The 22,209-nt window shown below is 71.2% G+C and carries 25 protein-coding genes; 15 read left to right on the forward strand and 10 right to left on the reverse strand.

From position 1 onward, the window contains the following. The first annotated feature begins 29 nt into the window (after nt 1-29). The 3 genes from ASF57_RS04455 (at nt 30) to ASF57_RS04465 (ending at nt 3,293) form a co-directional block, all read left to right on the forward strand. The gene (locus ASF57_RS04455) at nt 30-629 is read left to right on the forward strand and encodes a superoxide dismutase (RefSeq protein WP_055946939.1); all 600 of its coding nucleotides are present in this window, start codon (nt 30-32) and stop codon (nt 627-629) included. A 447-nt stretch (nt 630-1,076) separates the two neighbouring features. Further along, nucleotides 1,077-2,618 carry a murein biosynthesis integral membrane protein MurJ gene (murJ, locus tag ASF57_RS04460; RefSeq protein ID WP_056184768.1) on the forward strand — a complete coding sequence of 514 codons (1,542 nt, stop codon included), beginning with the start codon at nt 1,077-1,079 and terminating at the stop codon, nt 2,616-2,618. 9 nt (nt 2,619-2,627) lie between these two features. Continuing rightward, a complete protein-coding gene (locus ASF57_RS04465) occupies nt 2,628-3,293 on the forward strand; it encodes a haloacid dehalogenase type II (protein WP_056184766.1) in 666 nt (221 codons plus the stop codon). Nucleotides 3,294-3,317: 24 nt separating this feature from the next. Here the strand turns inward: ASF57_RS04465 and ASF57_RS04470 are convergent, their stop codons facing one another. Next, nucleotides 3,318-3,959 carry a TlpA disulfide reductase family protein gene (locus tag ASF57_RS04470; RefSeq protein ID WP_056184761.1) on the reverse strand — a complete coding sequence of 214 codons (642 nt, stop codon included), beginning with the start codon at nt 3,957-3,959 and terminating at the stop codon, nt 3,318-3,320. Between the two features lie 72 nt (nt 3,960-4,031). Here ASF57_RS04470 and argH point away from each other — a divergent pair, with 72 nt between their 5' ends. The 3 genes from argH (at nt 4,032) to ASF57_RS04485 (ending at nt 6,734) form a co-directional block, all read left to right on the forward strand. Further along, nucleotides 4,032-5,417, forward strand: a complete 1,386-nt coding sequence (argH, locus tag ASF57_RS04475) for an argininosuccinate lyase (RefSeq protein WP_056480561.1) — start codon at nt 4,032-4,034, stop codon at nt 5,415-5,417. 91 nt (nt 5,418-5,508) lie between these two features. Next, on the forward strand, nt 5,509-5,910 hold the full coding sequence (locus ASF57_RS04480; protein ID WP_056184756.1) for a hypothetical protein: 402 nt from the start codon (nt 5,509-5,511) through the stop codon (nt 5,908-5,910). Between the two features lie 131 nt (nt 5,911-6,041). After that, nucleotides 6,042-6,734 (forward strand): invasion associated locus b family protein, encoded by a 693-nt coding sequence (locus ASF57_RS04485; protein ID WP_200935814.1) that lies wholly within the window; start codon nt 6,042-6,044, stop codon nt 6,732-6,734. Nucleotides 6,735-6,808: 74 nt separating this feature from the next. On the opposite strand, the gene ASF57_RS04490 is transcribed toward ASF57_RS04485, so the two are convergent. From ASF57_RS04490 to ASF57_RS04500, 3 genes are all read right to left on the reverse strand, one after another. Then, a complete protein-coding gene (locus ASF57_RS04490) occupies nt 6,809-7,765 on the reverse strand; it encodes an ABC transporter ATP-binding protein (protein WP_056184755.1) in 957 nt (318 codons plus the stop codon). Between the two features lie 36 nt (nt 7,766-7,801). Then, nucleotides 7,802-8,074, reverse strand: coding sequence for a hypothetical protein (locus ASF57_RS04495; RefSeq protein ID WP_056184753.1), 273 nt, complete (start codon nt 8,072-8,074; stop codon nt 7,802-7,804). Nucleotides 8,075-8,291: 217 nt separating this feature from the next. Beyond that, a complete protein-coding gene (locus ASF57_RS04500) occupies nt 8,292-8,612 on the reverse strand; it encodes a hypothetical protein (RefSeq protein ID WP_056184751.1) in 321 nt (106 codons plus the stop codon). Between the two features lie 190 nt (nt 8,613-8,802). Here ASF57_RS04500 and ASF57_RS04505 point away from each other — a divergent pair, with 190 nt between their 5' ends. Continuing rightward, the gene (locus tag ASF57_RS04505) at nt 8,803-9,519 is read left to right on the forward strand and encodes an HAD family hydrolase (protein WP_056480565.1); all 717 of its coding nucleotides are present in this window, start codon (nt 8,803-8,805) and stop codon (nt 9,517-9,519) included. Between the two features lie 406 nt (nt 9,520-9,925). Further along, nucleotides 9,926-10,249 (forward strand): hypothetical protein, encoded by a 324-nt coding sequence (locus ASF57_RS26705; RefSeq protein WP_244476809.1) that lies wholly within the window; start codon nt 9,926-9,928, stop codon nt 10,247-10,249. A gap of 39 nt (nt 10,250-10,288) precedes the next feature. Here ASF57_RS26705 and ASF57_RS04515 read toward each other — a convergent pair whose 3' ends face one another. From ASF57_RS04515 to ASF57_RS04540, 6 genes are all read right to left on the reverse strand, one after another. Further along, on the reverse strand, nt 10,289-10,987 hold the full coding sequence (locus tag ASF57_RS04515) for a TenA family protein (protein ID WP_056480567.1): 699 nt from the start codon (nt 10,985-10,987) through the stop codon (nt 10,289-10,291). Next, nucleotides 10,984-11,874 (reverse strand): aldose 1-epimerase family protein, encoded by an 891-nt coding sequence (locus ASF57_RS04520; RefSeq protein ID WP_056480571.1) that lies wholly within the window; start codon nt 11,872-11,874, stop codon nt 10,984-10,986. The genes ASF57_RS04515 and ASF57_RS04520 overlap by 4 nt, the downstream gene beginning before the upstream one ends. Before the next feature lie 56 nt (nt 11,875-11,930). Continuing rightward, nucleotides 11,931-12,833, reverse strand: a complete 903-nt coding sequence (gene mepA, locus ASF57_RS04525; protein ID WP_244476816.1) for a penicillin-insensitive murein endopeptidase — start codon at nt 12,831-12,833, stop codon at nt 11,931-11,933. Nucleotides 12,834-13,052: 219 nt separating this feature from the next. Further along, entirely contained in the window at nt 13,053-13,568 is a 516-nt protein-coding gene (locus ASF57_RS04530; protein WP_056480574.1) for a hypothetical protein, read from the reverse strand. 5 nt (nt 13,569-13,573) lie between these two features. After that, entirely contained in the window at nt 13,574-13,783 is a 210-nt protein-coding gene (locus ASF57_RS04535) for a molybdopterin-binding protein (protein WP_056184741.1), read from the reverse strand. A 148-nt stretch (nt 13,784-13,931) separates the two neighbouring features. Next, nucleotides 13,932-14,255, reverse strand: a complete 324-nt coding sequence (locus tag ASF57_RS04540) for a DUF2293 domain-containing protein (protein ID WP_056184739.1) — start codon at nt 14,253-14,255, stop codon at nt 13,932-13,934. A 499-nt stretch (nt 14,256-14,754) separates the two neighbouring features. On the opposite strand from ASF57_RS04540, the gene ASF57_RS04545 reads away from it, so the two are divergent. From ASF57_RS04545 to ASF57_RS04575, 7 genes are all read left to right on the forward strand, one after another. Then, nucleotides 14,755-15,942: an HD domain-containing phosphohydrolase gene (locus ASF57_RS04545; protein WP_244476810.1), complete on the forward strand. Its 1,188-nt coding sequence runs from the start codon at nt 14,755-14,757 to the stop codon at nt 15,940-15,942. Between the two features lie 457 nt (nt 15,943-16,399). After that, a complete protein-coding gene (gene msuE, locus ASF57_RS04550; RefSeq protein WP_200935815.1) occupies nt 16,400-17,011 on the forward strand; it encodes an FMN reductase in 612 nt (203 codons plus the stop codon). A 13-nt stretch (nt 17,012-17,024) separates the two neighbouring features. After that, a complete protein-coding gene (locus ASF57_RS04555) occupies nt 17,025-17,990 on the forward strand; it encodes an aliphatic sulfonate ABC transporter substrate-binding protein (protein WP_056480586.1) in 966 nt (321 codons plus the stop codon). 3 nt (nt 17,991-17,993) lie between these two features. Next, entirely contained in the window at nt 17,994-18,776 is a 783-nt protein-coding gene (gene ssuC, locus ASF57_RS04560) for an aliphatic sulfonate ABC transporter permease SsuC (RefSeq protein WP_056480591.1), read from the forward strand. 142 nt (nt 18,777-18,918) lie between these two features. Continuing rightward, nucleotides 18,919-19,782: an ATP-binding cassette domain-containing protein gene (locus tag ASF57_RS04565; RefSeq protein WP_082503682.1), complete on the forward strand. Its 864-nt coding sequence runs from the start codon at nt 18,919-18,921 to the stop codon at nt 19,780-19,782. A 32-nt stretch (nt 19,783-19,814) separates the two neighbouring features. Beyond that, nucleotides 19,815-20,978 carry an FMNH2-dependent alkanesulfonate monooxygenase gene (ssuD, locus tag ASF57_RS04570; protein WP_056480595.1) on the forward strand — a complete coding sequence of 388 codons (1,164 nt, stop codon included), beginning with the start codon at nt 19,815-19,817 and terminating at the stop codon, nt 20,976-20,978. A gap of 239 nt (nt 20,979-21,217) precedes the next feature. After that, a complete protein-coding gene (locus tag ASF57_RS04575) occupies nt 21,218-22,198 on the forward strand; it encodes a sulfonate ABC transporter substrate-binding protein (RefSeq protein WP_056184729.1) in 981 nt (326 codons plus the stop codon). Nucleotides 22,199-22,209 lie beyond the last annotated feature (11 nt).

A 22,209-nucleotide genomic window follows, 5' to 3' on the forward strand; every position in this document is an offset into this window, starting at 1 on the left:
CCGATGACTCACGAGCCGGAGAGTTGCCCATGACCTTCACCCTGCCCGAACTGCCTTACGCCTACGACGCGCTCGGCCCCTACATGTCGAAGGAAACCCTCGAGTTTCACCACGACAAGCATCACAAGGCCTATGTCGACACCGGCAACAAGCTGCTCGAGGGCACGGGCCTGGAAGGCAAGAGCGTCGAGGAGGTCCTGACTTCCGCCTACGGCAACAACCAGCCGCTCTTCAACAATGCCGGCCAGCACTACAACCACATTCATTTCTGGCAGTGGATGAAGCCCAATGGCGGCGGCGCCGCTCCGGGTGCGCTCGCCAAGAAGATCGACGAGGATCTCGGCGGCTTCGAGAAGTTCAAGGCCGACTTCATCCAGGCCGGCGTCGGCCAGTTCGGCTCCGGCTGGGCCTGGCTCGCGGTTAAGGACGGCAAGCTCGCCATCATGAAGACCCCCAACGGCGAGAACCCGCTCGTGCACGGCGCCAAGCCGATCCTCGGCGTCGACGTCTGGGAGCACTCCTACTACATCGACTACCGCAACCGTCGTCCCGACTACCTCAAGGCGTTCATCGAGAACCTGGTGAACTGGGAGCACGTCGAGAAGATGTACGGCGAAGCCACCGCGTAAGACCCCACGATCCTGCGGCCTCGGCGCGAGGCTCGGGACAGGCGCTTGCGCCCGAACGATAGGGCTGTCGCTGACGGAGACCGGCTGACCGGAATTCTCCAGCGGCACGCCGTCATCCCGGAGCCGCGCAGCGGAGTCCGGGATCCAGACACGCGGGGGTGCGAGATTTCGCACGGTCGGCGGCTCTGGATTCCGGGCTCGCCTCGGGCGACCCGGAATGACGGCGTAGTGGTGTAGGCGCTTGTCCTGCGACGGCGCCGGGACCTGTGAAGGCGGGGAGACCTGCTGCGCGGGGGCGGACGGACCCGGTTCAGCGATCATCGACCGTTCGTCAGTGCGACGTGCAAGCCATCTCTCCGTCGAACGGTTCCGCGTTTGCGCCGTGCGCGCCGGCATGGTCTAGGGCTCGCCCGATCCTCAAAGCCCCGTGCCCCGGCAGCCCCACCCATGATCCGCAGCATCCTCTCCGTCGGTGGCTGGACGCTGGTCTCCCGCATCACCGGTTTCGCCCGCGACGTGGTGATGGCCGCGATTCTCGGCGCCGGGCCGGTGGCCGACGCGTTCGTGGTGGCGTTCCGCCTGCCGAACCATTTCCGGGCGATCTTCGGCGAGGGTGCCTTCAACACCGCCTTCGTGCCGAGCTACGCCAGCCTGTCGGAGAGCGAGAAGGCCGACCCGGCGGGGAGCGCGGCCCGGCGCTTCGCCGACCGCATCTTCACCCTGATGCTGTTGGTGCAGATCGGCTTCCTGGCCCTGGCGATGCCGGCGATGCCCTGGGTGGTCCGGGCCCTGGCGCCCGGCTTCTCCGAGGACCCGGAGCGCTTCGCGCTCGCCGTCTCGCTGACCCGGATCACCTTTCCGTACCTGCTGTTCATGACGCTGGTGACCCTGTTCTCCGGCCTCCTCAACGCGCATCGGCGCTTCGCCGTGGCGGCCGGGGCGCCGGTCCTCCTGAACCTGTCGATGCTGGCCGCCCTGGCCTCCGCATCGCTGTTTCCGAACGCCGCCTACGCCGCCGCCTGGGGCGTGACGGTGTCGGGCGTCCTGCAATTCGCCCTGGTGTGGTGGGATTGCCGGCGCGCCGGCATCGCCCCGGCCCTGGCCGCGCCGACCCTGCGCGACCCGGCCATGCGGCGCTTCTTCACGGTGCTGGGTCCGGCGGTGATCGGCTCGGCCGGATTCCAGATCTCGTCCTTCGCCGACACCATCATCGCCAGTCTGCTGCCCACCGGCGCGGTCTCGGCCCTGTACTACGCCGACCGGCTCTACCAGCTGCCCTTCGGGGTCATCGCCATCGCGGCCGGCACCGTGCTGCTGCCCGAGATGAGCCGGCGCATCGCGGCCGGCGACGTCGCCGGGGCGCACGCGGCGCAGAACCGGGCGGCGGGCTTTTCCCTCGCCCTCTCGGCGCCCTTCACGGTGGCGTTCCTCACCCTGCCGGCCCTGATCATGACGGCCCTGTTCCAGCGCGGCGCCTTCGGGGCGGAGGATGCCGCGCGGGCGGCCTCGGTGCTGGCCGCCTACGGGCTCGCCCTGCCGGCCGTGGTGCTCCTGCGCAGCGCGCTCGCCAGCTTCTATGCCCGGCAGGACACGATGACCCCGCTCATCGCTTCGCTGACCGCCATCGCGGTCAACGTGGCCTTGAAGGTGGTGCTCACCGGCCCCTACGGCGTCACCGGTCTCGCGCTCGCCACCGCCATCGGCCAGTGGATCAATCTCGGCCTCCTGGTGGTGCTCGCCTGGCGGCGCGGCTGGATGGCACCGGGCCGGACGCTGGGCGTCACCATCCTGGGCGTGACCGTGGCCTGCGCCGCGCTGGCCGCCACCGCCTCTTATGGCCTGCCGCTCGCCGAATCCGTGGTGCCGGCCCTGCCGCGCCTGCGCGAGATCGCGGTGCTCTGCGTGCTGGGGCTCGCCGGAACGCTGGTCTATGCGGGAGTGTTGTTGGCGACGCTGCGCGTGTGCGGGGTTCGCCTGCGGCGCGCCTGAGGAGGCCGCATGGCAGAAGAAGCATCCCCGCGCGTCGCCGTCTTCGACGCCTACGGCACCCTGTTCGACGTGCACGCGGCGGTGTCGCGCCATGCCGGGGCGATCGGCCCGGATGCCGCCGCCCTGTCCGAGACCTGGCGCGCCAAGCAGCTCGAATATTCCTGGGTGTTCGGCCTGATGCAGCGGCCGGTTCCGTTCTGGAGCCTGACCGAGCGGGCGCTCGACCATGCGCTGGCGACGTATCCCGACGTCGATCGGGCTTTGCGGCCCGCCCTGCTCGATGCCTATCGCGATCTCGCTGCCTATCCGGAGGTGCCCGGCACGCTCCGGGCCCTGCGGGCGGCGGGCTGGCGCACCGCGATCCTGTCCAACGGCGACGCCGCGATGCTGGAGCGCGCCGTCGCCTCGGCGGGGCTCGCCGACCATCTCGACGCGGTGCTCTCGGTCGAGTCGGCCCGGACCTTCAAGACCGCCCCCGCGGCCTACCGCATCGCCACGACGCATTTCGGCGTCCCGCCCGAGGCCGTGCTGTTCGGCTCCTCCAACCGCTGGGACGTGGCGGGGGCGGCCGCCTTCGGCTTCCGGCCCGTCTGGGTCAACCGCAAGGGGGTGCCGGACGAGTACCCGGATTTCCCACCCGAGCGTGTGGTTCGCAGCCTCGACGCCCTGCTCTGAACCGGGGCCGATTGCGCCCTGGCGTCAGGATCGTCCGAGAGCGGCCTCGATCAGCCTGACGCCGTCGGGGCTGTCCCACTCCGCCGGTCCCTTCATCACCCCGAGGGTGCAGCCGCGTCCGTCGACCAGCAGGGTGGTCGGCAGGCCGAGGGAGCCGGTGGCCTTCTGCAGGGCCGGCAGCACCCGCCCGGCCGGATCGGCGTAGTAGGCGAGCTGCCGGATGCCGTTCTGCTTGAGCCAGGCCGGCGGCGCGTCGAGGTTGCGGGTGTCGACATTGATCGCCACCACGCTGAAATCCGGACCGCCGAGCTTGCCTTGAAGCCGGTCGAGGGCCGGCATCTCGGCCTTGCAGGGCGCGCACCAGGTCGCCCACAGGTTCACCAGGCGCAGGGCCTTCACGTCGTCGAGGGTGGCGTCGGCCCCGTCCGGCCCCTTGAAGGCGAGGGCGGGGGCCGGCACCGGCCGGGGCGCGACCGCGAACGCGGCGACCTCGCCCCGGGCCAGCGGCGCGATCCGGGCCGCCGTCGCGGATGCGTCGGCGCACGGGGTTGCGGAAAGGTCAGCGGAGTTGCCGCCGGTCGAGCCCGTCCCGTATACGGCAAGCCATCCGCCGAGGATGGCGACGAGGGCGGCTCCGCCGGCGACCATCGCCCGGGTGCCGGGCATCATCGTTGCTTGCCCGAATGGCGTTGCTTGCCCGGATGGACGGGCCGAAGGGCTGGAAGGGTCAGTGAGAGCATGAGCAACCGGATGTGGGGCGGGCGCTTCGCGAGCGGCCCCGCCGAGATCATGGAGGAGATCAACGCCTCCATCGGGTTCGACAAGCGCCTCGCGCCCCAGGACATCCGTGGCTCGCTGGCGCATGTGGCGATGCTGGGACAGGCGGGAATCCTCCCCCCCGCCGATGTGGCTGCGATCGAGGACGGTCTCAAGGCCGTGCGCGACGAAATCGAGGCGGGGGGCTTCGTGTTCAAGCGCGAACTCGAGGACATCCACATGTCCGTCGAGAGCCGGCTGACCGAGATCGTCGGCCCGGCGGCCGGGCGCCTGCACACGGCGCGCTCGCGCAACGATCAGGTCGCCACCGGCATGAAGCTGTGGGTGCGCGACACCCTGGACAGCCTGGACGCCCAGGCCGCCGGCCTGCAGAAGGCCTTGGCCGAGAAGGCGCAGGCCCATGCCGCCACGGTGATGCCGGGCTTCACCCACCTGCAATCGGCCCAGCCCGTCACCTTCGGCCACCATTGCCTCGCCTATGTCGAGATGCTGGCCCGCGACCGCGGCCGGTTCCGCGATGCCCGCGCCCGCCTGAACGAGTGCCCGCTGGGTGCTGCGGCGCTGGCCGGCACCTCGTTCCCCATCGACCGGCATGCCACCGCCGCCGCGCTGGGCTTCGACCGGCCGACGGCGAACTCCCTCGATTCCGTCGCCGACCGCGACTTCGCCCTGGAATCGCTCTCCGCCGCGGCGATCTGCGCCGTTCACCTGTCGCGCTTCGCCGAGGAGCTGGTGGTCTGGACCTCGGCCCAGTTCAACTTCGTCCGGCTGTCCGATGGGTACACCACCGGCTCGTCGATCATGCCGCAGAAGCGCAACCCGGACGCGGCCGAGCTGGTGCGGGCCAAGTCCGGCCGCGTCATCGGTGCGCTCACGGGACTGCTGATCGTGATGAAGGGACTGCCGCTCGCCTATTCGAAGGACATGCAGGAGGACAAGGAGGGCACCTTCGACGCGCTCCAGGCCCTCTCGCTGTGCCTGGCCGCCATGACCGGCATGGTGCGCGACCTCGAACCGAATGCCGCGGTGCTCGCCCGCGCCGCCGGCTCCGGCTACGCCACCGCGACCGACCTCGCCGACTGGCTGGTGCGGGAACTCGGCTTGCCGTTCCGCGAAGCGCACCACGTCACGGGCCGCCTCGTCGGCACGGCCTCCGCCCGCAATGTCGGCCTGGAAGACCTGTCGCTGGCCGAGATGCAGTCCGCCGAGCCCCGCATCACCGAGGCGGTCTACGCGGTGCTGGGCGTCGAGAACTCGGTCTCGAGCCGGACCAGCTACGGCGGCACCGCCCCCGACAACGTGCGCGCCCAGGCCGCACGCTGGATCGCGGCCCTCGCGGACGCATAGGCCGAAAGAACCGGCCTCGGGGCAGGTGCGTTCACGGCTTAGCTATGTGATGCTGTGTAAGACCTGACCCGAGCCCTTCGGAGATCTTTCCATGACCCCTGAAAGCGCGATTGCGCCGGATGATGTCCCGGCCCTCGCGGCCGATGCCACGGCCCTGATCGACGTGGCCCTGAGCCGGCTGCCCGAGGCCGACCGGGCCGCCTTCTGGGCCTCGGTGCGCAAGTGCTACAACACGCCCTACAACGACCCGAAGCCCCGGGCGCTGCCGCGGGTCCAGGTACCGGTCCAAGGACCGGTCCAAGGACCAGTCCAGGTATCGGTCCAAAGACCGGTCCAAGTACCGGTCCCGGTGCCGGTCCAAGGGGAGGCTCAGGCCGTCGCGCCCGTCGCCGAACCGGCTCGCACCACGGTCTCGAGCCTCGCGGCAGCCGTGATGGCGACGCTGCCGAGCGCTTTTCCGAGTGCCGTGCCGGCGGAGCCGCACGCCGCCTGACGCGTGCCGGCGGCGCCCCGGAGCGGGGGCGGCGCCATCGTCCTGTTTCCTGAAGTCCGCGTGCCTTCGCGCCGCAAGTCCGGACGCGTGGGCGGGGCCTCCCGGCCCGGCACCGTCCCGAAGGGTCCTCCATGCTTCCAGTTCTGCGGCGCGGTCTCCGGCTCGGGGCCGTCACGATCGTCCTGGCCGGTCCGGTCTCCCTCCTGCCGATGCCGGCCGTGCCCGGCGCGCTTCTCGGCGCGGCGCAGGTTTTGGCGCAGGATGCCGCGCCCGAGGCGTCCGAAGCGCCCAGCCGGAAGCGCGGCCGGCGCGGGCGCGAGAAGGCCCCCCTGACGGCGCCGGGCATGCAGCAGGCCACGCCGGTCGCGATCTTCGGCGACTGGAACGTCTTCGCCAACGGCCAGGGCAAGACCCGCGTCTGCTACGCCATCGCCCAGCCGCAGACGCGTTCGCCCAAGACCCTGAAGCGCGACACGGCCTATCTCTTCGTGACCGTGCGCAAAGCCGAGAACGTGGCCAACGAGGTCGCGGTGATGCTGGGCTTCCCCGCCAAGCCTGCCAGCAGCCAGGCTAAGGCCAATGCGGGGCCGGCGCCCACCGACCCGACCCTGATCCTCGGCGCCACCCGCTACGGCCTCGTCACCAAGGACAACAACGCCTGGCTCCAGAACCCGGCGGAGGAGACCCGCGTGGTCACCGAGATGACGCGCACGGCCAAGCTCCAGATCAAGACCACCTCGATGCGGGGCAATCCCACCCAGGACGATTACGCCCTGGCGGGCTTCGCCGAGGCGATGAAGCGCGCCCGCGACGAGTGCAAGTAGACAGACGAGCCGCAGGTCTGCGAGCCGCAGGTCTCCAGGCTACAGGTCTCCAGGCGCGCAGCAAGCAGGCGGGTCTACGCCCGCGTTGCGGCGTCTCCCGCCTGGGCCGCTTCGTCCCGGATCGATGACAAGGTGAGATGGGCCGGCGCGCCGTCGCCGGTCAGGTCGAGCCGGTCGGCGCCCGTGGCCAGCAGCAGGGACAGCGCCTCGCGCACCGAGGCGCCCTTGTCGAGGGCGGGCGCGCCCGGGGCGGCACCGGGGCGCGCCAGGGTGCCGGCGGGGATCAGGGCGAGGCGGCGCAGCGCCCGGTCCTGACCGGTGAAGCCGGCCACGAAGGCATCGGCCGGTGCGGCGAGGAGGCGCTCCGGGGTGTCGGCCTGGACGATCCGGCCGGCGCGCATCAGCACCACCCGGTCGCCCATCCGCATCGCCTCGTCGATGTCGTGGGTAACGAGGAGCACGGTCTTGCCGAGGCGCCGCAGGATGGCGCCGATCTCACCCTGGAGCCGGTCGCGGGCGACGGGGTCCACGGCCCCGAAGGGCTCGTCCATGAGGAGGACCGGCGGATCGGCCGCGAGCGCCCGGGCGACGCCGACGCGCTGGCGCTGGCCGCCGGAGAGCTCGTGCGGGCGCCGCCGGCGATACTCGGCCGGGTCGAGTCCCACGAGATCGAGCATGGCATCGACCCGCTCGGCGATCCGGGAGCGGGGCCAGCCGAGCAGGCCCGGCACGGTGGCGATGTTGTCGGCGACGCTGCGATGGGGAAACAGGCCGACGCCCTGGAGCACGTAGCCGATGCGTCGGCGCAGGGCGACCGGATCGCCCTGCATCACGTCCACGCCCGCGACGAGGACCCGGCCCGCATCCGGCTCCACCAGCCGGTTGACCATGCGCAGAGTGGTGGATTTCCCGCAGCCCGAGGGGCCGATCAGGGCGCAGACGCTGCCTTCGGCGACCGCGAGGTCGAGATTGTCCACGGCGGGGCGCCCGGCATCCGGGAACCGCTTGCTCACGCCCTCCAGGCGGATCACGGCACGGTTCCGACGTGACGCACGCCGGTCTGCGGCTCAGCAGCCCTTGCAGATCGAGCCCATGGTGGTGCGCATCTTGTTGTCCCAGGCCTTGTCGCGGGCCGCCGAGGCGCGCTGGGCCTTCACCATGTCGGCCTCGGTGGAGGCGCGGGTGTAGGGAGCGCCGCCCCGGTCGCCGCCGCTCGGCGGCTTGGTCACGCCCGATGCCGTGATGTTCCGTGGAACGGGCGCGCCCGGCGCGGGCTGGGCCAGCACCGGAGCGGCACCGAGGAGAACGGCGAGGGTCGAAACGACAAGGATGCGGGACATGAGGGCAGACGATCCCCGACAGATTTCAGCGCATGGAGCCGAAGGACGGATCGGTCCGCAGGCCTGACGGCCTGGCGATCCGCCACTCGCTTCGTTCTGATCCCTACGATGGACAGCGCTTGAAAATATGGCGCCTTGACCATGCCGGACCCCGCCGGAGCCCTGATCAGGTGCGAAATGGCACCCCTGGGCGGCTTTCGTCGGTCAGGCAGTGCCGTCACGGACCGCTGAGAAACCCGATCCGCTGGCGGGCCGGCTGGCCGAGCCAGAGCAGGACGGCCCCGATCACCAGTCCGACCAGGGCGGCGGGCGCCAGGGTGAGCGGCAGAACCAGGATCTTCCACAACCAGGGGGCGACGCCCTCGACCGTGCCCTGCAGGGCGCTCGCCCGGTCCTTGAACAGGGTGAAGGCGAGATCGCTGACGCTGGTGACGCGCACGGCGTCGTTCGCGATGGAGCGCGCGCCGTCATAGACGAGGCAGACGAAGCCCGCCGCGAGGAAGACGAGGCCGAGGAAGCGGCTGAGGAAACGGACCATCGCACCCGATCGCACCGCCGGCATCCGGGCCGGCCCCGGAGGCTGAGTAGGAGGGCACGTCGCGGTGCGCAAGCCACCGTCGTCCGAGCGGCGGGCGCTGCGGTTTGCGCGGGATCGCGATCGCGCCATATGCGGGCACGGGGCCGCGCGGCGCGGGGCCCATCCGCAGCCCGAGACCCGATCGAAGCCCATGCGCGACGCCTCCCCCCTCCTCGATCCGGTGCCCGCCCCCGGCGAGACCGCACCCGCCCTCGCGCTGGTGATCTTCGATTGCGACGGCGTCCTCGTCGACAGCGAGCCGATCAGCCTCGGGCGCCTGACTGCCGGTCTCAACCGCATCGGCGTGCCCATCGACGTCGAGACCGTGCGGGCGCGCTTCGCCGGCACCTCGATGGTTTCCATCATGGGCCACATCGCCCGCGATTACGGAGTCACGGCGCCGGAAGGCTTCGTCGAGGCGGTGAAGGAGGATACCCTGCGGGCCTTCGACACCGAGCTGCGCGCCGTGGCGGGCGTCGCGACGGCAGTGGCCGAACTCGGCCTGCCGTCCTGCGTCGCTTCGAGCAGCGACCCCGTGCGCCTGCGCCACTCCCTCGGGCTCACCGGCCTGCTGCCCCTGTTCGAGGGGCGGATCTTCTCCTCGACCCTGGTGGCGCGGGGCAAGCCGGCCCCCGATCTGTTCCTCCACGCCGCCGCCGCCATGGGCGTCGCCCCGGAGGCCTGCCTGGTGATCGAGGACAGCGTTCCGGGCGTCACCGCCGCCCGCGCCGCCGGCATGCGCGTCGTCGGCTTCAGTGGCGGCGGTCACTGGAGCCACGATCCGGCGGCGGCCGACCTGACCCGGGCCGGCGCCGCCCGGATCTTTCGCGACTATCAGGACCTTGCCGCCATCATCGCGGCCGCCTGACGCCTCCGGCGCGCGGAGTGCGGGCGCGCCGCGAAAGAAGCACGCGCCCCGCGCGTCGAGCGGGGCCGTTTGTGCCACGTTTCGCCCTGCATTCGAAAGATCGATCCGTTGACGAAAGCTCGCCGGATGAGCATCTTGAAGACGTTCGGTGGCCCCCAATCGGGTCGCCGGGCCGCGGTGATTTGAAGTGTGTAGCTTGCGCCGCGTCATCAAACGCTAAAGCACCGCGATGCGCGCGCGCCTCGTGGTCCTTCTTAACAAGGATGACTTGCCGTGACTGTCTGCACTGCGCTCCGATCTCCACAGAACGCCCGGTTCCAACGCGGTTGTTGTCGACGCTGACCTCTCCGTCGCGTCCCACGATCCTGTCCCTGCCGGCCCAAAGCCGGCCACCGGAGTTCCCGTCATGCCGCATGCCCAGACCGACGCCGATCGGGCATTGAACCGCCTGCACGCCACGCCCGCTTTCCCGGACCACCGGGCGGACCGCGCCCGCAACCGCCTCCATGCCGAGCCGACCCGCATCATCGAGATCGGCGAGGTCACCGCCGGCATCGCCGTGCCGGAGCCGGGCGGGGTCCGCTTCTTCGCATCGAGCCGCGACTTCGCGCCCCTCGAGGGCACGGTGTTCCGCAGCGTCGAGCAGGCCGCCCGGGCCGCCCGCGACCGCTTCCGCAGCCAGACCCGCCCGCGGGCCGGCGCCCTCGGGGAACGCCTGCGGGCGGTGTAAGCGGGCGACCCGGGCGCATCGCGACACCGGGGGGCGGCGTCAGACCGGCCAGGCCGCATCCCGGTAGGCGCCGTCCCAGAACAGGTATTCGAGCCGGGTGGCCTGGCGGTAGGCCCGGTGCATCCGCGCCCGGACGTCCGGCGAGGCGCCGCGGGCTGCCGCGTCGGTGGCGGCGATCATGGCGGCGACGGCCTCGGCGAAATCCTCGCCCGCATAGGTGTCGATCCAGGCCCGGTACGGGTTGTCGGCGCCAGCCCGCGCAACGATGTCCCGGCCGATCTCGGCATAGATCCAGAAGCATGGCAGCAGGGCGCCGAGCACCACCTCGTAGGGCTCCGCGTAGGCGGTGGCGAGGAGGTACGACACGTAGTGATCGCAGGGTGGCGAGAGCGGTGTCTCCGCGAAGGTCGTGGCGTCGATGCCGTAATCGCGGAAGAAGCCGCCGTGCAGCGAGCGCTCCACCACGATCGCGGTCTCGGCCGCGCGGGCGAACTGCACCATCCGGTCCGGGTCCGGCGCCTTGGCGGCGGCGAGGGCCAGCGCCCGGCCGAAGCCCACGAGGTAATGTGCATCCTGCACGATGTAGTGGATGAAGCGCGCCCGGGTGAGGGTGCCGGCGGCGAGTTCGGCGTTGAACGGCATGGTGCGGATGGTCTCGTAGGCCTCCGCGTTGCGCGCCCAGGCCTCTGCTGAGAACGCCTCGCCCGATCCAGCGTCTGTCGAGACGGCCCTCGTCATACCCGGCTCTCCGGCTCGAAGGACAGGGTGACGCCGTGGCGGGCGCGCTGGCCCGGGGCCAGCATCCGCTGCGAATCCCGCCGCGTGAGGTCGCCGGCGAAGCCCGCCCAGTCGGCATGGCCGGTCCAGCATTCGAGCGAGAGGAACGGGGCCGTCGGCTTGGTCCAGACCGCCAGATGGGGAAAGTCCGAGACCGCCAGACGGATCGCCGCGCCGTCGGGCCCGGTGAAGCGCATCCAGGCGCTCGCCGCATCCCGGAACACCAGGGCCTCGGTGAAGAGGGCCGGATCGAGGGGCAGAGTGTCGCCGTCGAGCGGGACCGGCCGCTCCGCGCGCAGGAGCAGGCCGCCGTCCCCCACCTCCGGCACGAACGGACGTTCCGGGTGTTCGAACCGGACCGCGTAGCCGCCGCCCGCCGCGCGGGTGCCGCCGGCGAAGGGCCACGGGAAGGCCGGGTGGAAGCCGAGGCCGTAGGGCAGGGGCACCGTGTCGGTGTTCTCGATCCAGATCTCGAAGTCGAGCAGGCCGGGGCCGACCCGGGCGGTGATGTCGAGGCGGAAGGCGTAAGGGAAATGCGCGCGGGTCTCGGCGCTGTCGGTCAGGCGCAGGCCGACGCTGTCCGCGGCCCGCTCGATCACCGTGAAGGGCAGGTCGCGGGCAAAGCCGTGCTGCGGCATCGGGTAGGCCTGGTCGCCCACCTGCACGGTGCCGCCCGAGGAGGCGCCGACCACCGGGAACAGCCACGGCGCGTGGCGATTCCAGTGCTGCGGATCGCCGCTCCAGAGGTATTCGCGTCCCGCCACCTGCCAGGACACGGGCTCGGCGCCATCGACGTCGATGACCGCCTGCGTGCCGTCGCCGGCGCTGATCGTAATCCGTTCGCCCATCTCGCGTCCTGTCGTCCGGCTGGCCGCTCCCCAGATGGGGGCGGCGGGAGGGGTCCTCAGCGCGCCTTCAGCACCGCCCGGCAGGCGGAGGGAAGGGCGGCCATGGTCATCGGAGGCTTCGGGCGCGGCGGTTTCGTCGCCGGTTTCGGATTCAGGATCGCGTCGCTGAACCAGTAGGCCAGCTCCTCGCCGCAGCCGTCGCCGGAGGGCGGCGGGGCCTGGTCGCCGCACTGGTCCTGGCCCGCCGGGCAGGCGAGGCGGATGTGGTAGTGGTAGTTGTGCCCGTACATCGGCCGCACCTTCGAGAGCCAGGCCCGGTCGCCGCCGGCCTCGCGGCACAGGGCCTTCTTGATCGCCGGATTGACGAAGAGGCGCGCCACCTCGCGCTCCTGCGCGGTCATCCGGATCAGCTTGAGGTGCTCGGGAGTCCAGACCCGCGGATCGATGTCGAGGCGGTCGGCCCGGACCACGTTGGTGGCGGAGGTCTCCTCGCGTTCGGCCCGGCTCATGCGGTGATCGGGCATCGGGGTCAGCCAGATGTCGGCGTCGAGGCCGAGCTGGTGCGAGGCGTGGCCGGTGAGCATCGGGCCGCCGCGCGGCTGCGACATGTCGCCGACGAGGAGGCCGCTCCAGCCGATGCGGGGCGCCTTGGCGGCCAGCCGCTCCAGGAATTCCACCAGCGGCGGGGTGCCCCACATCCGGTTGCGCGACAGGCGCATCACCTGCCAGTTCGGCCCGTCGACGGCCAGCGCCTCGCCGCCCGAGAAGCAGCCCTTGGCGTAGGAGCCGTAGGCCTCGGCGGGGCCGGGAGCGGGCGTGGTGGCGCGGCCGAACAGGGCCTTGGCGGGGGTGTCCGGCGCGTCCGGATTGGCCAGTGGCGGCAGGGGTTTCGGGTTGACGCTGCCCCGGTCCTGGGCCTCGGCGCACAGGGGCAGCCCGAGGACCGGGGCGAGGAGCAGGAGGGTCGCGAGGCGGAGACGGAGGGTCAGCGGAAGGCTCCCGGAATCGCGTCCCCACCGAGCGGGGCGCCGTGAATCAGGCCGAGGATCCAGGCCGAGGTCGAGACCCCCGGGGTGAATCCTGGATCGTGGCGCCACGCTAGTCGATCGGGGCTCGGCCCGTCGAGGGCACGCAGCGAAGGTTCGCGAACGCCCCCGGGTAGGACGGAGAAGCCCGGCCTAGTCCACCGGCGAGACGGCGATGCGGATCGAGTCCGCCGCGGCGTTGCTCACCAGCAGGGTGATGGGGGCGGTGCCGAGCTGGAAGCGCACGCTCTTTGCCAGCATCGGGCAGCCGTGCCGCTGCGTATGCGCCGTGGGCGGCCGGGTGGTGTGTCCGTCCTGGCTTACATCGACCCAGGCCCGGTCCGACAGGGTGACCTGATAGGCACCGGGCGCCAGCGGCGCATCGAGGTGGAGCACGCCCGCATAGGTGCCGGGCTTCGCCTCCCGCGATGGCGGGAAGGGCGACGCGCCCTCCGCCAATGGCTTCAGCCCGAGCAGAGCCGCCGGCATCGCTGCCGCCAGCCTGCCGCCGGATTCCACCCGCGGCAGGCCCGCGGCCGAGAACCAGGCCTGCTCGCGCAGGAGCGACCAGTCGAACTGCGTGCAGGCTGCCGGATCGGCGGTCGGCTGCTGCGCCTGCGCGGCGCTGGCGACCAATGCGAAAACCGCGATCGCGGCGATGCGGCGCATCGGCCTCAATCCACCGCGACCAGAACGTCGGAAGACTTCACCACCGCATAGGCGTCACCGCCCACGGTCAGCTTCAGGCTGTCAACGGATTCGTTTGTGATCGAGGCGGTCACCAGCTGGCCGCCCGCGATCTCGATCTTCACGTGTGCCGTCGTGGCACCCTTCTCGACCGAGACGACCTTGCCCTTGAGGACGTTGCGCGCGCTGATCTTCATGAAACCGTGATCCTTGAATTCTTTGGGGCCGGGCGAAGACGTTTCCTCCGGCGGATCGGGACGATGCCGCGCAGGCAGCCGTGGTGCAAGGCGGCGCGACGCAACCCTGCATCGGAGGTCGGGACCGGAACCGGAGCGCCGGGGCCGCTCAGGCCTCGGGATCGTCCTCCGTCGCGGTTTCCACCTCGGAGACCCGGCGGCGCGACCCCCATTCGGCAAGCACCGCATTGAGGTCGTCGAGGACGAAGTGTCGGGCGCTGTCGCGATCGTAGCCCTCGTCCAGCAGGGTGTCGTACTCGGTGAAGACGTGGCGCCCATAGGCCACCAGGGCGAGCCAGGCGGCGGTCTCGGGCTGCGCATTGCGCAGGCCCGGGCTCGCCAGGGCGCGGTCGATCACCGCCTCGGTCTCGAAATCGGGCAGGCGTGGCGCGAGTCGCGCCAGCGCCGCGGCGACCACCTCGCGCCGGTTCATGCCTCGCCCTCCGTCACCGCCATCCGCCCGGGATCATCGATGCCCTCCGCTCCGCGCCCCGCCGAGGCGCTGGGGTGCGCGACCGCGCGGGAAAAGTCCACGCCTGTCAGGACTCCGGATGGCACGCCGTGCCTGGCACGGCCCCGGATAACACGCCGTGCCCGGCACGGCCCCCGGATGGCACGTTGTTCGCTTGAGCAGGGCGCCGGACGTGCTGTCCCGGATCGGGTCGCCAGCGGACGACGCGCGGCCGCGCTCTGCTTCGCTCACCGCGTGTGCGGGGCCGAACCTATGCAAGCTTTGTGCGCTCTGCGCCCGAACTGATCTGTTTCAGAACGGGTTCTCGCGGCCCGAAAAGGCTCACTGATCCGCAGAGATCGCGTAGACGGCCGGATGAATTGCCTGCTGCTTTGCCGTGAATTGTTCGATAATAATTTCATGTCACATGTGTCGCGTCGGGCGACGGAGCCGGACCGCGCATCCGTTGACGGACCCTCTCGTGACCCAGGACAGTTCCGTTCTCATCGTCTCGGACAGACCGCAACTTGCGGCCCTGCTGTGCCGTGCCGTCGAGACCGTGGTGACCTGCCGCTGCATCGAGCCGTTCGAGTCCCTGCCGTCGGTGCTTCCCCTCGTGGCGGTGGTCGACATCGGCGGGGATGCCATGCTGGCGGCCACTTGGATCGCCCGGCTGCATGGCTCCCGCATCGCCAGCCTCCAGCTCACCAACCACCCTCCGGTCGGCGTGGGCCGGTCCGCCGCCGCCACCCGGACCCTCCCGTCGAACGCGCCCCGCACCGTGGTGCTCGCCGCCCTGTTCGGGCTCGTCGGGACCTGGCAGGCGGCGCGCCGGAGCAATGGGGTCAAGGCGGCGGCCAAGTTGCCGGCCAAGTTGCCGGGCGAGACGCCGGCCCATACGCCCACCGATGCGCCGGCCGAGATGATCCTCCCTCCGGCCGCGAAGGCACCGCGGCGGCGGAAGGTTCGCGCCACCGCCGAGCGGGCGCGGGCCGCCGTCGCCCTGGTGGCCGACGCCTTCCGGGCGGCCGAGGCCGGGCAGCCTCTGAACCCACAGGAGATCGATGCGGGAACCGACCTCATCCTGGAGGCCGTCTCGGAGGCCGGCATCCGGACCTGGCTCGACGTGCTCCAGGGCCATGACCAGCAGCTCTATCAGCACTCCCTCAGCGTCGCGGGCTATGCCGCTGCCTTCGGGGCCGGCTTGAGGCTGGCCCGCGCCGACCAGAAGCGTCTCGCCCGCGCCGCCCTGCTGCACGATGTCGGCAAGGCCAAGATTCCCCTCGCGATCCTGAACAAGCCCGGCCGCCTCACCACGTCGGAAATGGCGGTGATGCGCACCCATCCGGCGCTCGGCGCCGACCTGCTGGGTGCCCAAAGCGGCTTCGACGCAGCGACCCTCGAGGTGGTGCGCTCCCATCACGAGATGCTGGACGGCAGCGGCTATCCGGACGGCCTCGCCGGGGCGGCGATCCCCGACCTCGTGCGCCTCGTCACGATCTGCGACATCCATTCGGCCCTGACCGAGCGGCGGCCGTACCGCGATCCGCTTCCCCACGGCGAGGCCTATGCGGTGATGCAGGGCATGCTGCCGAAGCTCGATTCCGACCTCCTGGCCGCCTTCCAGCGGCTGGTGCTGCAGGGCGCGCTGGCCGACGCCGTCGCCTGAGGTCCGAGGTCCGAGATCTGCAGATCTCGGCCCGGTGACCCCGAGGACAAAGCCCCCAAGGACGAAGCCCCCGAGCGCGAAGACCCCGAGCGCGAAGACCCCGAGGGATGAGGATTCCGGCACGATAATGCGTGTCGAACGCGTTCATCTCCCGATCCGTCGCGACTCAGAGAGATCCTCTCCGGCGCATCACGCATTCAAAAGAACGTTTCATTGATTCTCGGGCGCGCAACGGGCACGTTTTCGTCAGAACGGCGCTGCGAAAACACCGACAAACCGGTTGGTTTCACAGGGCCTATATCTCCCCCTGCTGAGCCAGGATCTTCGGAATAGTCGTTGTCGTCCAACGTTCGTCTTGAGCGGTGACGCAATGCATCCGAAAAGCCCGGCGCCAGATCTTTTCGACTGCGCCAATCGGATCGTTGAGCCCGAGCGCGTCGCCCACGAGAGTGAGCTCATGTCTGTGCCCCGCTTGTCACTGCCCCGCATCGTCGGCTTCACCGCCAATCTCCAGCGCCCGTCGAAGACCCGCGCTCTGGCCGAGGCGCTGGCCGAGGCGGTCGGAGCCCAGGTCCGGGCCGACATCCGTCTGTTCGACATGGTCGATGCCGGCACCGGCCTCGGGGCCGCCTGGTCGCGGGATCTGCTGCCGCTGCCGGCCCGCCGCATCGTCGAGGCCATCGAGGGCGCCGACGCGCTCATCGTCGGCTCGCCGGTCTACAAGGGCGCCTATACGGGCCTGTTCAAGCACCTGTTCGACTTCGTCGATCCGGCGGCTTTGGTGGGCAAGCCCGTGATTCTCTCGGCAACCGGCGGCGGCCCGCGCCACGCCCTCGTGGTCGAGCATTCCCTGCGTCCGCTCTTCGGCTTCTTCAGCGCCCACACCATCCCGAGCGCGGTTTACGGCTCGGACGCCGATTTTCGCGAGGGCGTCCTGGTCGATGACGGCGTGAAGGCTCGCATCGGCGACGCGGCGAACCAGCTCGCGGAACTCCTCACGGCGCGGGCCGCCCGCGCCGCGTCGCCGGAGGCCGATGCGCCGGTCTCGGCCTTCGCCAGCGCTGGTTGAGGGCGCGCCCGCAATGCTGTCCCGACGCAGCCTCCTCGCCGGTGCCGTGGCCGCCGCCATGCCCGGATCGGTCATCCTGCCGGCCGCCGCAGAAGCCGGCAGCTTTCGCATCGGCTACCAGAAGAACGGCATCCTCGTCGTCGCCAAGCAGCAGGGCACCATCGAGCGGGCGCTGAAACCCCTCGGGGTCACGGTGCGCTGGACCGAATTCTCGTTCGGGCCGCCGGTGCTCGAAGCGCTCGGCATGGGCGCCATCGATTTCGGCCAGACCGGCGCGCCGCCCCCGGTCTTCGCCCAGGCCGCCGGCAACACCCTCCTGTACGTCGCGGCGCAGGATGCCGGCGGCTCCGGCGAGGCGATCCTGGTACCGCAGGGCTCGCCGTTGACGACGCTCGCCGACCTCAAGGGCCGCCGCGTCGCCTTCGCCAAGGGATCGAGCGCCCACTACCTCGTCGTCCGCGCCCTGGAGACGGCGGGGCTGACCTACGGCGACATCGAGCCCGTGACCCTGGCGCCCGCCGATGCGGCGGCGGCCTTCGCGCGCGGTGCCGTGGACGCCTGGGCGATCTGGGACCCGTACTTCGCTATCGCCGAGCGCCAGCCCGGCACCCGCATCCTGGCCAGTGCCGCCGAGATCGAGAGGCCCACCAACTTTTTTCTCGGCAACCGGGACTTCACGCATGCCAACGCCCCCGTGGTCCAGGCGGCGGTCGCAGCCCTGGCTGAAGTGGCGGCCTGGTGCGAAGCGAATCGCCCGGAGGTGGCCGCCCTGCTGTCGAAGGGCACCGGCGTGCCCCTCGATGCGACCCGGCGCGCCGTCGACCGCAGCGTCTACGTCATCGCGCCGCTCAGCGAGGCCGTGATCGCCGGCCAGCAGCGCGTGGCCGACCGCTTCCAGGCCCTGGGCCTGATCGCCAACCCCATCCGCGTGCGCGCCGCCGTGTGGACGCCGCCGGCACCTCCGGCAAGCAAGGGCTGACCCATGACTCCCTCTTTCGGCACCCGCACCCTCGAGCGTCTGACGCCCTGGCTCGTGCCCGCCGTGATCCTGCTCGGCTGGCAGGTCGCCGCCTCCACGGGCCTCGTCTCCACCCGGTTCATGCCGGCCCCCTCGGGGGTCGTCGCGGCGGGCTGGCAGGCGGCGCGCAGCGGCGAACTCTGGACCAACCTGTCGATCAGCTTCGCCCGTGCGGCCGTAGGCTTCCTCATCGGCGGCGGCATCGGCTTCGCGCTCGGCCTCGCCAACGGCCTGTCGCGCCTGTCCGAGCGCCTCACCGACACGACGTTGCAGATGATCCGCAACATCCCGCACCTGTCGCTGATCCCCCTGGTGATCCTGTGGTTCGGCATCGACGAGGAGGCCAAGCTCTTCCTCGTGGCGATCGGGGTGTTCTTCCCCGTCTACGCCAACACCCTGCACGGCATCCGCTCGGTCGACCCGCAGCTCGTCGAGATGGGCCGGGTCTACGGCATGTCGGCGACCACCCTGTTCACCCGCGTGGTCCTGCCCGGCGCGCTGCCCTCGATCTTCGTCGGCCTGCGCTACGCGCTCGGCATCATGTGGCTGACGCTGATCGTCGCCGAGACGATCTCGGCCTCGTCCGGCCTCGGCTACATGGCGATGCAGGCCCGCGAGTTCATGCTGGTCGACGTGGTGGTGCTGGCGATCGTGATCTACGCCGGCCTCGGCAAGGCTGCCGACGCCGTCACCCGCCTGCTGGAGCGCCGGTTCCTGGCCTGGAACCCGGCGTACGGGAACGCGTGATGCGCCGTTGGCACCTCTCCTCCTCACCAAGCGGGAGGGAGCGCCAGACCTTCGACCAGACCTCCGACCAGACCTTCGCGGCGTGCCGCTTCACGCCAGCGGCGCTCCCAAAACCCCCTTCTCCCATTCGACGGTCCGCCCCATGCTCGCCACCGCCCTTCGCGTCCCTGACGATTCCCAGCTTCGCGAGGACACGCCGATCCGCGACCTGAAACCGCGCGGGGTCGCCGCCCCGAAGGCGCCGGCCCGGGTCGCGCCGCAGGCCTCCGCCACCGGCATCGGCGTCACGATCCGGGATTTGCGGAAGGACTTCGACGGCCACACGGTGATCGAGGGGCTGGACCTGCACATCCCCGCCGGGCAGTTCGTCGCCGTGGTCGGGCGTTCGGGCTGCGGCAAGAGCACCCTGCTGCGGCTGATCCTCGGCCTGGAGCAGCCGAGTGCCGGCCGCATCGCCCTCGAATCCGAGGCCCTGCGCACGCCTTCGAAGCGCATCATGTTCCAGGAGCCGCGCCTGCTGCCCTGGGCCCGCGTCGTCGACAACGTGGCGGTGGGTCTCGGCGAGGGGGGCCGCAAGGCCGAGCAGCGCGCCAAGGCCGAGGCGGCCCTGGCCGAGGTCGGCCTGTCCGAGAAGGCCGGCAACTGGCCCGCGACCCTGTCGGGCGGCCAGCGCCAGCGCGTGGCCCTGGCCCGCGCTCTCGTCAGCGGTCCCGGATTGCTCGCCCTCGACGAGCCGCTCGGCGCCCTCGACGCCCTGACCCGCATCGACATGCAGGCGATGATCGAGCGGATCTGGCGGGCGCAAGGCTTCACCGCCATCCTGGTCACCCACGACGTCGCCGAGGCCGTGGCGATGGCCGACCGCATCCTGGTGGTGGAGGCCGGCCGCATCGCCCTCGACGTGACGGTCGACGTGCCCCGGCCCCGACGCCGGGGCGACGCCGACCTCGCGGCTCTCGAAGGCCGCATCCTCGATCACCTGTTGTCCGAGCGCGCGCCGTCCTGAGCGCCGCCGCCTCCCACCACACGAGAGCCCCCATGACTGGACAGACCGACGTTCTCTGGTTCCTCCCCACCCACGGCGACGGCCGCTATCTCGGTGCGCAGGAAGGCGCCCGCGACGTCTCGATCGCCTATCTCCGCCAGATCGCCCAGGCGGCGGACGAGCTCGGCTATTACGGCGTGCTCCTGCCCACCGGTCGCTCCTGCGAGGATTCCTGGGTGGTGGCCTCGGCGCTGGCGCCCCTGACCAAGCGCCTGCGCTTCCTCGTCGCCGTGCGCCCCGGCCTGCAGGAGCCCGCGATGGCCGCCCGCATGGCCGCGACCCTGGACCGGATCTCGGACGGGCGCCTGCTGATCAACGTCGTCACGGGCGGCGACCCCGTCGAACTGCGCGGTGACGGCGTCTTCCTCGACCATGACGAGCGCTACGTCGTCACCGACGAGTTCCTGCACATCTGGCGCGGGCTGATGTCGGGCGAGACCGTCAGCTACGCGGGCAAGCACCTCAAGGTCGAGGAGGGCCGGGTGATCTTCCCGCCCGTCCAGACGCCTTACCCGCCGCTCTATTTCGGCGGTTCGTCGCCGGCCGGCATCGAGGTCGCGGCCGAGCATTGCGAGGTCTACCTGACCTGGGGCGAGCCTCCGGCCGGCGTCGCGGAAAAGATCGCCAAGGCCCGCGAGGCGGCCGACCGCAAGGGCAAGACCTTCTCGTACGGCATCCGCCTGCACGTCATCGTGCGCGAGACCGAGGGTGAGGCCTGGGCCGCTGCCGAAAACCTGATCTCGCGCCTCGACGACGAGACCATCGCCAAGGCCCAGGCCACGCTCAAGCGCCAGGATTCGGTCGGGCAGAGCCGCATGATGGCCCTTCACGGGGGCGACCGCACCAAGCTCGAAGTGTCGCCGAACCTCTGGGCCGGCGTCGGCCTGGTGCGCGGCGGCGCCGGCACCGCCCTGGTCGGTTCGGCCGATCAGGTGGCCGACCGCATGAAGGAATACATCGACCTCGGCATCGACCGCTTCATCCTGTCGGGCTACCCGCACCTGGAGGAGGCCTACCGCTTCGCCGAGCTGGTCTTCCCGAAGCTCCCCCTGCGGGCCACCACCGGCGTCGCGCCCAGCAACGCCCGCAACAACGGCCCCTTCGGCGAGGTCATCGCCAACGACATCGTGCCCAGCCGCCGCATCGCGGCGCATTGAGGGGGCGACGTCCCCGAACGACGAGAGCCTGGCGGACAGGAGAGCCACCGTCATTCCGGGGCGCCGCAGGCGAGCCCGGAATCCAGAGCCGCGACAGCGTCGGATTCTGCCCCACCTGTGTTTCTGGTTCCCGGACTCCGCTGCGCGGCTCCGGGATGACGGAGAGCAGAGGGAAGCCGAGCGGCTGGGTTCATCCATCGAACATCGAGCCCGAGCATCCCCGCGTGAAGGAGCCCCCCATGCCCGCCGCCACCCGTGCCCTTGCGCTCCGCCCCGACGGCACGCGCCGCGCCTGGATTCTCCTCACCGCCCTGGCGCTGCTGACCTTCGGCACCCTGCACGCCCGCGCGGACGAGAAAGTCATCCGCATCGGCTATCAGAAATACGGCACGCTGGTGCTTCTCAAGGGCAAGGGCCTGCTGGAGCAGCGCCTGAAGCCGCTCGGCTACCGCGTCACCTGGGCCGAGTTCCCCTCGGGGCCGCCCCTGATGGAGGCGCTGAATGCCGGGGCCGTCGATCTCGGCTCGGCCGGCGAGGCGCCCCCGATCTTCGCCCAGGCCGCCAACCCGGACCTGCTCTATGTCGGGCATGAGCCGGCGGCGCCGAAGGGCGAGGCGATCCTGGTGGCGCAGGACAGCCCGATCCGCACGGTGGCGGACCTGCGCGGCCGGAAGATCGCCCTGAACAAGGGCTCGAACGTCCACTACTTCCTGGTCCGCGCCCTCGAGCAGGCCGGTGTGCCCTACGAGGCCGTGAGCCCGACCTTCCTGGCGCCGGCCGACGGGGCCGCCGCCTTCGCCCGGGGCGCGGTCGACGCCTGGGCGATCTGGGACCCCTTCCTCGCCTCGGGCGAGCGCAGCACCGGCGGGCGCATCCTCGTCGACGGCACCGGCCTCGTGCCGAATCGCCAGTTCTACCTCTCGACCCGCGCCTTCACGGCGGCCAACGGCCCGGCCCTCGACGCCACGCTCGCCGCCATCGGCGAGATCGACGCCTGGGCCAAGGACAACACCGACGCGGTGGCGGCCGAGCTCGCGCCCTCGGTCGGCATTCCGGCCCCGATCCTCACGGTGGCGCTGCGGCGCCTCACCTACGGGGTCACGCCCCTGAACGCCGAGACCACCGCCGACCAGCAGCGCGTCGCCGACACCTTCCACCGCCTCGGCCTTCTGCCGAAGCCGCTCGATGTCGCCTCGGCGGTGCGCAAGCCCGGAAGCTGAGGGCTTGCTGC

Source organism: Methylobacterium sp. Leaf117 (assembly GCF_001422985.1).
GTDB lineage: Bacteria > Pseudomonadota > Alphaproteobacteria > Rhizobiales > Beijerinckiaceae > Methylobacterium.